This is a genomic window from Paludibacter jiangxiensis (assembly GCF_001618385.1).
Taxonomy (GTDB): Bacteria; Bacteroidota; Bacteroidia; order Bacteroidales; family Paludibacteraceae; genus Microbacter; species Microbacter jiangxiensis.
This window is the reverse complement of record NZ_BDCR01000003.1, coordinates 235,050-249,278: the sequence shown is the minus strand read 5'-3', so window position 1 is coordinate 249,278 and position 14,229 is coordinate 235,050. Positions and strand designations below refer to the sequence as shown.

8 protein-coding genes are annotated in these 14,229 nt (G+C 42.5%); 1 reads left to right on the top strand and 7 read right to left on the bottom strand.

All coding sequences use genetic code 11. The features are described from left to right. Position 1: 1 nt before the first annotated feature. The 3 genes from PJIAN_RS07515 to PJIAN_RS07505 form a co-directional block, all read right to left on the bottom strand. On the bottom strand, positions 2-2,851 hold the full coding sequence (locus tag PJIAN_RS07515; protein ID WP_068703666.1) for a LysM peptidoglycan-binding domain-containing protein: 2,850 nt from the start codon (positions 2,849-2,851) through the stop codon (positions 2-4). Positions 2,852-2,902: 51 nt separating this feature from the next. Next, complete coding sequence (locus tag PJIAN_RS07510; protein ID WP_068703664.1) at positions 2,903-3,529, bottom strand: SagB/ThcOx family dehydrogenase; 627 nt, start codon at positions 3,527-3,529, stop codon at positions 2,903-2,905. Positions 3,530-3,701: 172 nt separating this feature from the next. Then, positions 3,702-4,229, bottom strand: coding sequence for a helix-turn-helix domain-containing protein (locus PJIAN_RS07505; protein WP_068703662.1), 528 nt, complete (start codon positions 4,227-4,229; stop codon positions 3,702-3,704). A gap of 157 nt (positions 4,230-4,386) precedes the next feature. Here PJIAN_RS07505 and PJIAN_RS07500 point away from each other — a divergent pair, with 157 nt between their 5' ends. Next, positions 4,387-5,187, top strand: coding sequence for a GIN domain-containing protein (locus PJIAN_RS07500; RefSeq protein ID WP_084252319.1), 801 nt, complete (start codon positions 4,387-4,389; stop codon positions 5,185-5,187). A gap of 75 nt (positions 5,188-5,262) precedes the next feature. Here the strand turns inward: PJIAN_RS07500 and PJIAN_RS07495 are convergent, their stop codons facing one another. The 4 genes from PJIAN_RS07495 to PJIAN_RS07480 all read right to left on the bottom strand — a co-directional run bounded on the left by PJIAN_RS07495 (position 5,263) and on the right by PJIAN_RS07480 (position 14,149). Then, complete coding sequence (locus tag PJIAN_RS07495) at positions 5,263-7,239, bottom strand: retaining alpha-galactosidase (RefSeq protein ID WP_068703658.1); 1,977 nt, start codon at positions 7,237-7,239, stop codon at positions 5,263-5,265. A gap of 26 nt (positions 7,240-7,265) precedes the next feature. Beyond that, complete coding sequence (locus PJIAN_RS07490; RefSeq protein ID WP_068703656.1) at positions 7,266-11,036, bottom strand: DUF3857 domain-containing protein; 3,771 nt, start codon at positions 11,034-11,036, stop codon at positions 7,266-7,268. 255 nt (positions 11,037-11,291) lie between these two features. Then, entirely contained in the window at positions 11,292-11,618 is a 327-nt protein-coding gene (locus PJIAN_RS07485; protein ID WP_068703654.1) for a cupin domain-containing protein, read from the bottom strand. A 338-nt stretch (positions 11,619-11,956) separates the two neighbouring features. Further along, a complete protein-coding gene (locus PJIAN_RS07480; protein WP_068703652.1) occupies positions 11,957-14,149 on the bottom strand; it encodes a beta-glucosidase in 2,193 nt (730 codons plus the stop codon). Positions 14,150-14,229 lie beyond the last annotated feature (80 nt).

The following is a 14,229-nucleotide window of genomic DNA, read 5'->3' as shown; positions in this document are numbered from 1 at the left end:
ATTAGCGTGCTGGAATTTGCAATTGCTGACCGATATTGACTTCACCTGAGGTGATTTCATTCGCAGCTTTCAGATCGTCAACGGATACGTTGTGTGCTTTAGCTATAGAGAACAATGTATCTCCGGGCTTCACAACATATTTGATGTGTTTTGTAGTAATTGCTGTTTTAATTTCAGCCTTTTTGACCACGTTGGTTGAGTCAGGAATAAGACTTAAAACCTGATTTTCTTTTACGTCTGTGTTGTTCAGATGATTGTATTCTTTTAACTGGTCAACCGTAAGGTTCGTTTCTTTAGCAATGGTGAAGAGTGTTTCACCTTTGGAAACGGTATGGCTTGTTTTTACAGGTTTGGTAGATACTACGGGGGCAGAGTAGGGCTCTTCTGCAGCTACTGCTTCCTTGGTCGTTTTTCCTTTCGTTACCGGTCTTTTCTTTTTTGCAGATACAACAACATACTCTTTTTTTACAGTCTCAATGGTTAGCTTTTGCCCCGGAGTTACTTTGTTTTTCTTTCTTGAAATTCCGTTCCAGCTTTTTATCTGAGCCGGTGTGACCTGATAGAGTTCAGCTATCGACTCCAGTGTTTCTCCGTCTTGTACAACGTGAGTTTTGTTGACCTTATAACTGGTAGTCAGAGTATCAATCTTTTCGGTTGGTTGCGCACTTAATACAACAGGTTTTACGTCTTCTTTCTGAGCAGGAGCAACCTCCGGTTGTTGGGTTTTTGGTTCGTTTTGCACCACTTCTTTTGCTTTTGTCACCGGAGCGTTGGGATCAAGAGATAGTACGTCTCCTTCATGAACTTGGTTGTCTGTCAGGTTGTTCAGCTCTTTGATTTTGAGCGCTGATATGTGGTGTGATTTGGCGATAGAATAGAGGGTTTCTCCTTTTTCTACGACATGCGTCTTTTCCGATGGGTTTCCTTTTTGAACGGTAGAGGTCTCTGTTTCAGATGTTACTTTGGCTTCTTTTACAGGAACTTCTTTCTCTGTCATCTGAACTGTAAGATAGGTACCCGGCTTCACTTTGTTTTTTGAAATTCCGTTCCATTTCTTGAGCTGCGATACAGAAACACCAAACTTGTCTGCAATTCTGGATAAGGTCTCACCCTTACGCACTTTGTGAGATTTGCGTGATGTGACGGTTTTTGTAGCTTGTTCTTCTTCGTTTACAGTCTCTTTTTTAGAGGCTTTAGAAGTGGTCTCGGCTTTAGTTTCTTTTACCGGTACTTCTTTTTCTGTCATCTGAACAGTCAGATAAGTTCCCGGTTTTACTTTGTTTTTAGAAAGACCGTTCCATTTTTTGAGTTGTGATACAGAGACTCCGAATTTGTCGGCGATTCCAGACAAAGTATCTCCTTTGCGAACTTTATAAGTTTTGCGCGAAGTTGCTGTTTTTGTAGCTTGTTCTTCTTCGTTTACTGTCTCTTTTTTAGAGGCTTTAGGAGCAGCTTCAGCTTTGGCTTCTTTTGCAGGAACGTCTTTTTCTGCCAACTGAACAGTCAGATAAGTTCCTGGTTTCACTTTGTTTTTAGAAAGGCCGTTCCACTTTTTGAGTTGTGAAACGGAAACACCAAACTTGTCGGCAATTTCAGACAGGGTCTCACCTTTACGCACTTTATGTGTTTTGCGTGAAGTTGCTGTTTTTGTAGCTTGTTCTTCTTCGTTTACAGTCTCTTTTTTAGAGGCTTTTGAAGCTGTTTCGGCTTTAGTTTCTTTTACAGGCACTTCCTTTTCTATTTCTTGAACTGTCAGTGTTGCGCCCGGTTTAAGTTTGTTGCCAGATAGTCCGTTCAGGCGTTTGATTTTTGCTGTAGTGGTGTGATATTTTTCGGCGATTTCAGACAAAGTTTCACCTTTCTTTACTTTGTGGGTTTGTCGTGAAGTAACTGTTTTTGTGGCAACACTTTCCTGTGATTCGTTTTTGACAGAAGCTGATCCGCCGGGGATTTGAAGTTTATCTCCGGGTTTAATTTTTTCTCCATTGTTAGAATTGGCTTTGATCAGATCGTCTTCAGAAATATGATATTTCTTTGCGATAGTATAAAATGATTCTCCTTTTTTTACAGTGTGGGTCTTGCCTTCAGATGCAATTTGTTCCTTTGCGTGTTTTTTATCAGTGTTGCTTGCTAATTCTTTGCTTGAACTTTTTTGTTCCGACTGAATGGAAAGCTTTTGTCCCGGTTTTATTTTGTTACCGTTAATGTTATTCCATTCTTTCAGTTGCTCTTCCGAAACATTGTATTTCTGAGCAATTGTATATAACGATTCCCCTTTTCGTACTTTGTGGGTTTTGCCTGTTGATGCATATTGTACGTTGTCGTCAAAACCAGAAAACGATTTCACCTGAACGGGATCAAATTTATATAATTTCTTATCGGCTATTACAGTACATCCTGTAACGTAGCGTTTTGCATAATATCCGGAATTGCTGTTGTCGATGCGAACGCCGCCACCGTTGGCCGAATGGATGAAATTAAAGCTGCCATCAGGATTTTTGTCCAGAAAGATACCAACGTGACCAATGCGAGATTTCTTGTTGTTGTGGCCTTTGAAAAATACCAAATCTCCTTTTTTGAGGTTGTCGATGTCCACTTCTTGCCCATTTGCTACCTGCGAACCGGAAGATGAATTGAGTGACATGCCGAATTTGCCGTATACATAGCTTGTGTAGCCGGAACAATCGAATCCGCTTGGGCCTTTTGATCCTGAACGATATGGCGTGTTGATTAACGTTTTTGCATAATGCACCAACGAATCGCGCAATGTGACGGAATTGGACGATTTCCCTTTTGCAGAAAGTGAAACAGTATTTATTGAGATGAGTAATAAAAAGACTAAATAGCGCATTGGGTCAGATTGTTTTTAGCGACTTGCAAATAGCCGCGTATGAGTTTGAAATTACTTTTTAGGGTAACCGATGGTTTGAGCCAGCGTAATCATCTGGTCATCGGTCAGGTTCATTATCTTTGCCAGTTTTTCCTTGACAATGCTTGCGCGTACAACTGTTGAAAGCCCTTCTGACGCGCAAAACAAATAGATATTTTGTGAAATGAAACCGCTGTTAGCATAAGTTGCTTCAATCAGTCCGCTTTCACTTTTTGAATTGATCTTGGATTTGTTGCACACAAATACCAGGTTTAAAGGAGCTTCGCCTACATAGGATTGCATGCCTGTGTCTTTGCGATAATCTCCGGCTACAATAAGCACAAGATTACTTTGTGCTGCATCGTATTTGTAAATTCCTTCTTTTGTAACGACATACAAATCGATTTCCTGACGGTCCATCGAAGAAGGAGCAGTTCTCTTCTTTTCCCGGTTAAAACCCCATGCCGCCCACAACAAGTTGGAAAGCGTTTGGTTTGAAATATTTTTTTCAGAATCAAACTGACGGGCAGACTGACGCAGATTTAATGCATCCATCAACGGTTTACCACCTGTACGAACAGGTTGTGGAAGTTGAATATTTTGGGCTGACAACAAAGAGCATGAACATACAAAGACAGCAGATAATAGCAGTGTTTTCATTTTTGGTAGTAGTTAGTTTTTGGTTAAACGAACCGTCCGTATCATTGGTTTACGGAGGTAAATACAGCCTTGTATGTTAGGCGTAAGAGTAATCGTTTTGGTTAAAAAACGACTGAGGGCTCCCTGTTTTGGAAAAATGATGCAACAAATATAATAGTTTTTTCTTGCCCACCTATAGTTTGAACTGGAAGCCCGGGGTAGATTTAATTTTTTTTGGCGAACACCCGTATGCTTTTTTAAATGCTGTACTAAAATGTTGAAGAGAGGAAAAACCGAGCTCAAAAGCAATCTGAGTCATGTTTTTTTCGCCTAAAGCAATCATGTTGACAGCTTTTTCAAGGCGAAAACTGTTCAGATAACTGTAGATGGTATCGCCAAACAGTTCTTTGAAGCCGTTTTTGAGTTTGAAGCTGTTAATTCCTGCAATTTTTGCAAGTTCATCTATTGTCGGGGGCATTGTCAGGTGATCCAGCAGGTATTGACGGGCAAACAACAAACGGCCTTTGTCGTAATCGTTGTGACAAAACCGGGTTTTTGAAATTTGTGGCTTTTGGAGACAAAAAACACAAAGTTCTTCGGATTCGAAAATTGATAGAGCTGCCTGCTTTTTTGTCCAGAAAGTCAGAAGCTGCTCAATGCTTTCGGTGTCCAGTTTGCTGTCATTCAAAGAGTAAGTCTGGTTGTTGATTGTAATTGTCATTGCGTCTTTTGAAGCTATGTGCAATAAATAATATAAAATAATATCCTGCAAATATAAAAACAATTTCTTTATATATAAATGAACATCGTATATGGTGGTTTATCTTTGTCGGATTAACATATACAACTGAAGACTCTAATACCAAAATTCTATTGAGATGGTGACATTTAAAAAACTCAGAAGAATATTTAATGAAAAAGGCAGCGGAAACGTTGTCAGTAAAACGATAGCGGTTAGTCCCTTTTTACAACTTCATCTTTGCACGCAGTGTAACGTGGAAATCGTTCAGTCGGACGAAGAGAAGGTGGTGATTGAAATGGACGACAACCTGATTGACGGCGTGCGGGTGGACAATTCTATCAAAACGCTTTTCGTAACGCAGGATCTTCGCCAAAAAATTCCTCTCTTTACTTACGGCAAAATCACTATTTATTGCCATGCACTCGAAGCTCTTTATGTGACTTCACATGCAGATATTAAAACGGTGAAACCTCTCGAATCCAAATATGCAATGGTAATCAAGACGGTTTCTCACGGCGATGTGTTTCTCGAACTGAAAGCTCCTTCAGTAAAAGTGATGTCGACGAATCATGGCGATTTCACATTGAAATGCGAAACCAACGATTTAGTCATTAACAATGCCAGCAAAGGCGACCTGAATCTGGATTTGAAAGGTGCTGCCGTTGAAATCAACCACAAAGGAAGAGGCGATATGGTTTTGACCGGTTCGTGCGATTCTCTGTCCATCTGCAACGAAGGGCATGGTGATATTTCCGGTACTGATCTTGTGTCCAAAAATGTTAATGTCAAAAGTATAGGTCATGGCGATACGACAGTATTTGCATCTCATACCATTAAAATTCAGAATCTTGGACATGGGGATGTTGCCTATTGCGGTGATGGTGAATTAGAGGATTTGTCGCATACCGGACACGGCAAAGTACAGCATAAAGGATAATCCACTATTATTATAAAACAAAAAGCTCCGTGATAAACATTTGTCACGGAGCTTTTTGTATACAATACTTTCTTTTTATTCAGCCCTTACGATGGCTGCCCAGCCTCCGCCTTCGGCCAAATGCACTGCCAGATGCGACTGGTCGGAGATATTCAAAAATTCCCGTTTATAGTCGTTACCGTTATTGTTAGCATTGATTCCGTCTTTGAATACTTCGGCTTTCCATTTGCCCGGGCCGAGGAATGAGAAATCGATGGTGATGTCGCGTTTATCCCAATTGTTGATGGCTCCTATATACCAGTTATTGCCTTTCTTACGCGCGATGACCGAGTAATTCCCGACTTCTCCTCCGAGTGCGATGGTTTGATCGAATGTAGTAGGTATCTGCGAAATGAATTTGGTACATTCCGACTCTTTTTCGTAGTTGCTGGGGCTATCGGCCAGCATACAGAGCGGTGCTTCAAACACAACGTACAAGCCGAGCTGATGGCAGCGGGTGCCCTGACTCATGGGTTGTCCGACAATTGGACGGAAACTGTCTTTTGATGCGTTGCGCATTGCTCCCGGAGTGTAATCGAGCGGACCGGACAACATGCGGATATATGAAATCAACACGTCGTTTTGGGGCATATCCGGATTGTTCCATTTGAGTTGTTCCATACCATACACACCTTCAAAATTAATCACATTCGGATAGGTTCGTTGCAATCCGGTTGGTTTATAAGCTCCGTGAAAATCAATCAGCATGTGGTGTTGTGCTCCCAGTTGCGCCACTTTATAGTAGAAGTTTACCACCTTTTGATCATCACGATCCATAAAGTCGATCTTGAAGCCTTTGACGCCCATTTTGGAATAGTGTTCGAACACCTGTTCCATGTTTTGGTTCAAAGGAACCCATCCGCACCAAAGGATAACGCCAACATTTTTAGACTTGGCATAATCGATTATAGCAGGCAGGTCAATTTCGGGAATGGTATTAATCAGTTGGCCTTTGGCAGCCCATCCTTCGTCGAGCAATACGTATGAAATGTTGTATTTGGATGCAAAATCGATATAGTGCTTGTAGGTTTCGGTATTGATGCCGGCTTTGAAATCGACTCCTTCAAGATTCCAGTTGTTCCACCAGTCCCACGCTAATTGTCCGGGTTTAATCCATTCTGTATCCTGCACACGCGACGGCGCTGCCAGTTTATAAACCATGTCGTTGTTCAGTAAATCCTTGTCTTCTTTGAAAATAATCAACGCACGCCACGGGAAAGATCGATTGCCCTTCGTTTTGGCAATAAAATCGCCGCCTTTGGTCACCAAAGATTGAATGTTGTTATATCCGCCCTGTTTTTCTTCGAGAGGGAAAGGTGCAAAATCGCTTACAAATCCCTGTTTGGTCGATTTGTTCAGGCGGAGAAACATGCCCGGGTAATCTTCAAGATCGGCTTCTGTGATGGCACATTTTATCTTGTTTTTCAACTCAATCAGAATGGGGGTGTAAGTGGGTTTGTCCTCCATTTGGCCGATATTGAAATGTTTGTATGTGTTTTCGAACGAACATTGATACACATTGTTGGCTCCCGAATTAGCATATGGAATGTAAGCTGCATAGTTGGCGTCAAAATTGAAACGGGCATCTTCGTTACTAACAACTACTTCTCCCGCCCGGTTGAGCACCCAACGATAAGCCACGCCATCGTTATATGCTCTGAAAAGCAATGAATAGTAGTCTTTGAAATTGATAATCAGTTCGTTGTAGTTGTCGGTTATCTCTTTCTTTTTATAAACAGGCGCTGAGATAATGTTGTTGACGGTGTTTATTTTACTCGTCTTTACGGACGGGTTGACACCCAAAGGAGCTTCGCCCTGCAATGTGAGTGAAATAACAGATGGCATGATAACCGTCTGCTTATTGCAGTCGACTGTCCAGGAAATTGTTTTGTCAACACTGACTTTCAGTGTGATGGACTTGTCCGGTGATTGCACTGCAAATTCTTTTGCCGAAATTGTTGTTACACAGGCAGCACAGAGCAGAAGCGAACATAAAAAAGAGAAAGGTTTCATTCAGAGTTTGTTTTGTACTTAGCAGGTTATTTTATTGCATATTGTTTGTTGTCGGCTTCGCTTACGAGGTTCATGAATTCCTTGAATTTCGGATATTCAGCAATCGTTACCGTTTCTGTTTTTCTCATGAAAGTGCGGTGTGCTATAACAGTTCCGACGGTCTTCGTGTCGTAGGTAAGGCTATAACGGGCATTTGCGCATTCAAGGTTTACGTTCGCAGGAATTTCGACGAATTTTTTTTCCAGCGGCAACTTGATGGTAAGCGTTTCTGTAGTAATATCTTCCATATGATATTGCCAGAGTTCCATCGGATATTTGCGGGTGTCTTCGGCAACCATTTCCAGAGAACTGATTTTGTCTGTCCATGGTAATTGCATGATTTTCATTCCGGCAACATCTTGCAAGCTGTTTTTGATCTCGATATTGCAGTCATACACGATGCTGTCGTTCAGGTTTTCAAGGTTTTTGAATTTCGGGTTGGTTACCTTGATGGGCACGCTAAAGTCCGAAGCTACCGACTGAGTGATTTTCTTCAGTTGTTCCTCTGCGCCAAGATCACGGTAGGTATCTCTGAGGTAAGAAGCGTCGGCGGCATAATGAACCGAATGGCGCTGTACCTGCATGTCTTTATTTACCAGCGTGATTGTGTTGTCGCGATTGATCCGGTTTTTAGGACGGAATTGCATTTCCATCGACATTAATTTATCACCGAAAGCTTCAGTGTCATAAGGGATCGGCAATATGTTCGAATTCAGATCGACCGTCAAAGCTGCTTTGAACGGAAGTTTGTTGTCTGTGAGTTCCAGATAGTATACTTTGTTGTCAATGTCCAGTCGGGCAATGCAGTGATTAAAGTCGATGGTCGGAAGCACCAGTCGGTTGTATCCGTTGTCGCGTGTGGAGATCAGTACCAGATTGGCTTTGATTTCGCTTTCACGGCAGAGAGAGACAAACAGCGTTGCCACATCTTTACAATCGCCCAGACGGGTTGTAATGGTGCGCGACGCTTTTTGCGGCACGTAGTTGCTGTGCAAAAAAGCCACATTGGAGTAGGAGATATTTTCCAGAATGTAGTTGTAGAAAATGCGGGCTTTTTCCATCGCACTTGCATTCTCTTTTCCTTTCAATAACTGACTGATGGTTTGTTTTAGTACAAAATCAGATTTGAGCTTGTTTGTAGTCAGGTCTTTGTACCAGTGGCTGATGTATTTCCAGTCGGGAATGCTGCTGATAGAGAGGGTAGGAGCCACGTCCACCAGTTCGCTCATGTATGGTTCGCTTTTGATGGCGGGCATGTTGCGCGATTCCCACTGGTACAGCTTCATGTCTTCCACGTCGCTGATGGCCGGTTTGATGTCGCCGTTCGTTACGAGCGATTTGAACTCTTTGTTTTTGGGAACAAGAATGCTATAACGATTCAGTAATGAAGGAATGCTATACTGCATCAGGAACTGGTCATAAAAATGCTTGGCAATTTCGCCGGTAGAGAAATCCTGTACGCGATAATCCAAATGAAGTACGTCGTTCACTTCCAGATTAGTAAATACAATATGGTCGTTGTCTTCATTTGTCTCGGCTTTCACTTTGTTGCCTCCGGCTTTGATAACCTCTGCTTTATCGAGCAACAACTTCTGCGTGTTGCCATTATAACCGATGGAATATTCTTTCCACGTTTCTATTCCCGCCTGATTCAGAATTTTAATAGCAATGTCGTAGTGATATTCTTTGGCGCCTTCAGGATACACCACCAGTTGCTGGTCGTTAAGCAGAATGGCTGAATTATCTTCAGGATATTCTTTTGACGAAGGTGCTTTGGCGATAATTTCTGTCAGGTCGTTCTTCGGAAACAGTTCGCCAACCTCTTTTTTGTTTTCCAGTAAGCGCAACTGAGCTCTTGAGTCGTAAGATGTCGGGCCATAATAGATCGACTTGCGAAAGCTTTCTTTGGCCAGTTCCGGCTGATTCAGGTTTTTGTAGATGTAGCCACGATAATTGAATACACCAGGCAGATACGGAGCCAGTTGAAGCATGCGATCTGTCACTTCCAGCGCATCTTTGTAACGTTGCATTTTGAAATAGACCCCGGCAAGATTGTCGAGATAACCAATGGCATAGGGCATGTGGTCGATGCGCTGGCGTAAAACAGTAAGGCTCTTTTCCTGATTGCCCTGATCGGCATAGATTTTCGCAAGCGTTTCCATTGCTTTGCCGTTGAAATAGTTGTTGCAATAATCTTCTACTATGGAAGTAGCGGCTTTTGAATTTTGCGACACGTTATTTTCAATGACATAACGAAGATTCATGTAATCGGCATTATCGGGATATTTCTTATAAAGCGTTTTCGACATCTCGATTACGTCTTGAGTCCGTTTTTGCTGCGAGGCAATATTCAGTTCCCAGGCTTCGGTGGTAGTATTGCTTCCGTACAGATCTTTTGCTTTCTGACAAATAGCCAAAGCATCGTTATATTTCTCCGATTTGAAAGCATCGTTTACGGCTTCGCTCAATGCAGTAAATGAGTTAGGATCATCTTGTTTGATCTTTTCCATCTCCTTGCCATAATCGGTCTGATTTTTGGCACGGGTATATGCTTCTGCTAGGCGGTAGGCAATCAGAGACGATTTTGGATATTTTTCTTCGAGTTGTTTCAGTATGGCTGTAGCTTCGTAAGCTTTATCGTTGCGCAGATAAGTTTCGGCAAGGGTAAGATAATTCAACGCATTGTCCGGCTCTGCCTTGATTTTTGCTTTCAATGTCTCTTCCGCAAAGAAGGGCAAAGGCTCGGAAATGCTTCCCGATGCCGGTTTCGTATAGGCGGCATATTCGGCAACATTGGTTAAGCCTGCTATCGGAAGAGCATTAGCATCCGTGATGCGAAGCATGAAGTTGGCTGCTTCAATTTCACTTTGTCCGATTTGCACCAGAATACGGTTCACGCCCTGATTAAGTTGTACTTTGTAGGCATAAATATCCAGATCGCAGTTTCGTTCTTCCGGTACGGACGCAACCTGAACGTCATTTACCCATATTTTCAGAGAGCCGGAAGTACCTGTCCGCAGGTACACTTCCTGTGCTACGGGACTGGTAACGAACGATTGGGCATACATTACCGTGTTGTTCAACTGAAAATAATAGTCGAAGTAAAACCATCTGTCAGGCTTGTTGTACGACGGTGTGTACCAATGGATATCGGCATCCACACGATTTTTGAGGACATCTTCGGTTTTGGGCTTGGTAACAGCTCCCCAGTCTTTGTTGAAGCCGCTGCCTGAGGTATTGTCGAATGTTCCCAACACCTGCCAATGATCTATTGTTCCTATTTTGTCGAACAATTCCTGCGCTTTTTTTGTCTTGTTGCAGGCAAAATAGTGCTGTCCGAGCTGATGGTATATCATTGCCTTGAGTGTGCCGTTCATTTTGGGGTCAGCAACAATCTTCTCCAGAAAATCGACACGCGAAGGTTGAAGCAGATTGCTCGATTCATACAGAAATGGCATCGAAGAGAAACCATAAAAGTAAGCGTATGGATCAGAGCTAATCTCGTAAAACTTCCGGAAGTCATCGAATGCATTATCGTTTTTCATCTCCTGCCAGTCGAGCAGGGCAAGACTTAGAAGCGCGTCTGCTTTCGAAGAAGGATTCTCTAATGCCAGCGTGAAGAAGCGCCGGGCTTCGCTACGATTGTTATTTCCAAAGGCTTCCCATCCTTTTTGATAATTGCCGGAAACAGCGGCGAAAGAATTTAGGCTCAGCAAAGAGCCGAAAAGAACCAGACAAAGAAAAATCTTTTGCTTCATGGAGGTTGGTGTTGAACGTTGATATTGAGATTTTTGTGCAGAGATTTTGCATTATTCTATTTTATACAAAGATGAAAATAATATTTTGGTTTTCAAATTAGTTATGTAAAAAAACAGACGTTTTGATGAAATGAAAAAATATGCTGAAAAATATAAATATCAGAGAGTTTTATATTGTTGTCTCTCCACTTTAATCAACAAAAAAGCGCCGGAGAGAATTGTCTCCCGGCGCTTACTTTATTTGCTTCGAAAATATTATCCTTTGATCATTGTCAGCAGCATTTTGAAGGCTTCCACAGCCGACAAAGCATGAGGATGATTGGCTGGCATGATGATGCATTCTCCTTTTTTGACCCGGTGAGGATGGCCGTCGATACTGATTTCTACTTCTCCGTCGAGAACCTGAACAATTGCATCAAAAGGAGCGGTATGTTCGGTGAGACCCTGGCCTTTGTCGAACGAAAAGAGAGTGACATTGCCTGCCGCACTTTTAATAATCTGTTTGCTAACAACGCCGCCAGAGGTATATTCCACAGAGTTTTCCAAAGGAAAGACTACTGCTGTTTCAAAAGGTGTACTCATTTTTGTAATGTTTTATGATTGATACAGTTTGTCGTTATTTGACATGACAAAGATACTATCGGAAATGACCATAAAACTGTAATCAATATTACATAAGTGACTGAAAATTAAAAATGCCGTCTCAAAAATTGAATTCTCTATTGATAAATTAACAGGCTATTTCTTTTTTTACCCCTAAATCCCCTAAAGGGGACTTCTACGCCAATAACAACAGCAGATTTATAGCCCCTTCAGGGGTTTGGGGTAAAAATATCAGCTTTCGAATCATAAGTTATTATAATTCCAATTTCCCTTTTGATACAGCCTCTTCTGAAAGCGTTATAGATGCAGCTTAGATGTTACTGTATTTTCACGTCTATTTTTCCTTTTATGTCGCGCGACGAGCTGCCTACCAATAATTGATATGCTCCTTTTTCGACATTCCATCCGTGTTGAACTTCATCATAAAAAGCAAAACTGCTTACCGGAATTTCCATCGTCACTGTTTGACTTTCTCCCGCTTTGAGGAAGACTTTTTGAAATGCTTTCAATTCTTTCGTGGCACGGGTTACGGCTGATTTAGTCTTGCTTACATAAAGCTGAGCTGTTTCGGCACCGTCAACTTTACCGTTGTTTGTCAGTGTAAAGCTTACTCGTATTGTCCCGTCTTGTGTTACATCAGCTTTATCGACAGTAGGTTTTGAATAGGCGAAAGTGGTATAGCTCAACCCATAACCGAAGGGAAATAGCGGTGCAATGTTTTTCGTGTCAAACCAACGATAACCAACCAGAATGTCTTCTTTGTAAAGTTCGTTGATGCTGTCGCCGGGGTAGGAGAGTTTGCCGAAAGAATGAGCAGCATTGTCTTCCAGTTTTTTAGGGAAAGAGAATGGCAATTTACCCGATGGATTTACTTTTCCGGAGATGACATTCGCCAAAGCATTACCGGCTTCGGAGCCTAGATACCATCCTTGCATAATAGCAGGAACTTTGTCAACCCAGGGCATTGCCACTGCGTTTCCGCTCAATAGTACCACAGCCGTGTTTTTGTTGGCTTTTACCAACGCGTCGATTAATTTGTCCTGACCGAAAGGAAGATCTAACGATTTGCGGTCTCCTCCTTCACAATCCTGAAAATGGTTTTTGTTGAGTCCTCCAACGAAAAGTACGATATCCGCATTTTTGGCAACTTCCACAGCTGCTGCCACAAGCGAGTCGGCATTGAGCTTCGATCTCATTTCCCGGCCATACATTGACGGACCGGAAGCATATCCCATGCTGTAAACAACGTGATCTTTGCCATACGCAGCGGTTAAACCGGCCAGCGGAGATACTTCGTAGGATACTTTCAGGGATGAAGAACCGCCACCGATCACAAGGCTGCGTGTCGCATTTTCTCCAATAATGGCAATTTTATTGTATTTGCCTGTTAGCGGGAAAAATTGCTTGTCGTTTTTTAATAATACAATACCTTCTTCTGCAATTTTGCGTCCGGCTTCACTGTGTTCCGGTGATACGAAACGACCGAAAGGACGGTTTTCGCTCATGGTGGTGTGGAATACTAACCGAAGAATCCGACGGGCTTTGTCGTTGAGTAAAGCCATGTCGTATTTACCTTCGTTAATTCCTTTCAGGAATGGATCGGCTAAATAATAAGATGAATAGGAGAATTTTCCTTTGGTAGTTAAGCCATTGGTATAAGTTCCCATTTCAATGTCGAGTCCGTTTTTGATGGCCTGATCGGTATTGTGAGTTCCGCCCCAGTCGCTGATTACCACACCGTCAAATTTCCAGTCTTGTTTCAGAATCTTGTTCAAAAGCAGGTCGTTATGGCAGCAATGTTCGCCTCTGAATTGGTTGTAGGAACCCATGATCGACCAGGCCTTACCTTCCTGTACGGCAGCTTTGAATGCCGGAAGATAAATTTCGTACAACGCACGATCGCTTACATTCACATTGATATGTCCGCGCCATTCTTCCTGATTGTTCAGCGCAAAGTGTTTTACACAGGCAGCGACACCAATGGACTGTACACCCTGAATATAAGGCACTACCATGCGTGATGACAGATAAGGATCTTCTCCCATGTATTCGAAATTTCTTCCGTTTAACGGGGTGCGATAGATATTCACGCCGGGGCCAAGCAGCACGGTTTTATTCCGGTAGCGCGCTTCTTCGCCGATCGATTTGCCATAAAGCAAAGATAGGTGAGGATTGAATGTGGCCGCCAGACAGGTAAGAGCAGGGAAAGCGGTACAGGAGTCATTAGTCCAATGGGCTCCATCCCATTCATCCCAGAAAACTTCTTCGCGGATGCCGTGAGGTCCGTCATCGGTCCAAACTTCGGGAATACCCAGACGGGGAACCCCTTTTGAACTGAACTTTGATTGTGCATGGCATAAGGCTACCTTTTCTTCGGTAGTCATCAGCGAGAGAGCGTTTTCTACCCGTTCTTCGATGGGTTTCGTTACATCGAGGTAAACGGGCGTTTTTTGTTGCGCAGAAACCATCAGAGAGGCTCCGAGTGCAATTGTGACGAGAATAGATTTCATCTGTTTATGATTTACTTTTAAGGATCAGATGAAACTTCATGACAAAATGTAATTGTTCCTTTGTATGTCGAAAGCAATAG

Excerpts from the sequence above, each read along its gene's own strand:
- PJIAN_RS07515 (WP_068703666.1), bottom strand. The coding sequence starts at position 2,851 with ATGCGCTATTTAGTCTTTTTATTACTCATCTCAATAAATACTGTTTCA.
- PJIAN_RS07510 (WP_068703664.1), bottom strand. The coding sequence starts at position 3,529 with ATGAAAACACTGCTATTATCTGCTGTCTTTGTATGTTCATGCTCTTTG.
- PJIAN_RS07505 (WP_068703662.1), bottom strand. The coding sequence starts at position 4,229 with ATGACAATTACAATCAACAACCAGACTTACTCTTTGAATGACAGCAAA.
- PJIAN_RS07500 (WP_084252319.1), top strand. The coding sequence starts at position 4,387 with ATGGTGACATTTAAAAAACTCAGAAGAATATTTAATGAAAAAGGCAGC.
- PJIAN_RS07495 (WP_068703658.1), bottom strand. The coding sequence starts at position 7,239 with ATGAAACCTTTCTCTTTTTTATGTTCGCTTCTGCTCTGTGCTGCCTGT.
- PJIAN_RS07490 (WP_068703656.1), bottom strand. The coding sequence starts at position 11,036 with ATGAAGCAAAAGATTTTTCTTTGTCTGGTTCTTTTCGGCTCTTTGCTG.
- PJIAN_RS07485 (WP_068703654.1), bottom strand. The coding sequence starts at position 11,618 with ATGAGTACACCTTTTGAAACAGCAGTAGTCTTTCCTTTGGAAAACTCT.
- PJIAN_RS07480 (WP_068703652.1), bottom strand. The coding sequence starts at position 14,149 with ATGAAATCTATTCTCGTCACAATTGCACTCGGAGCCTCTCTGATGGTT.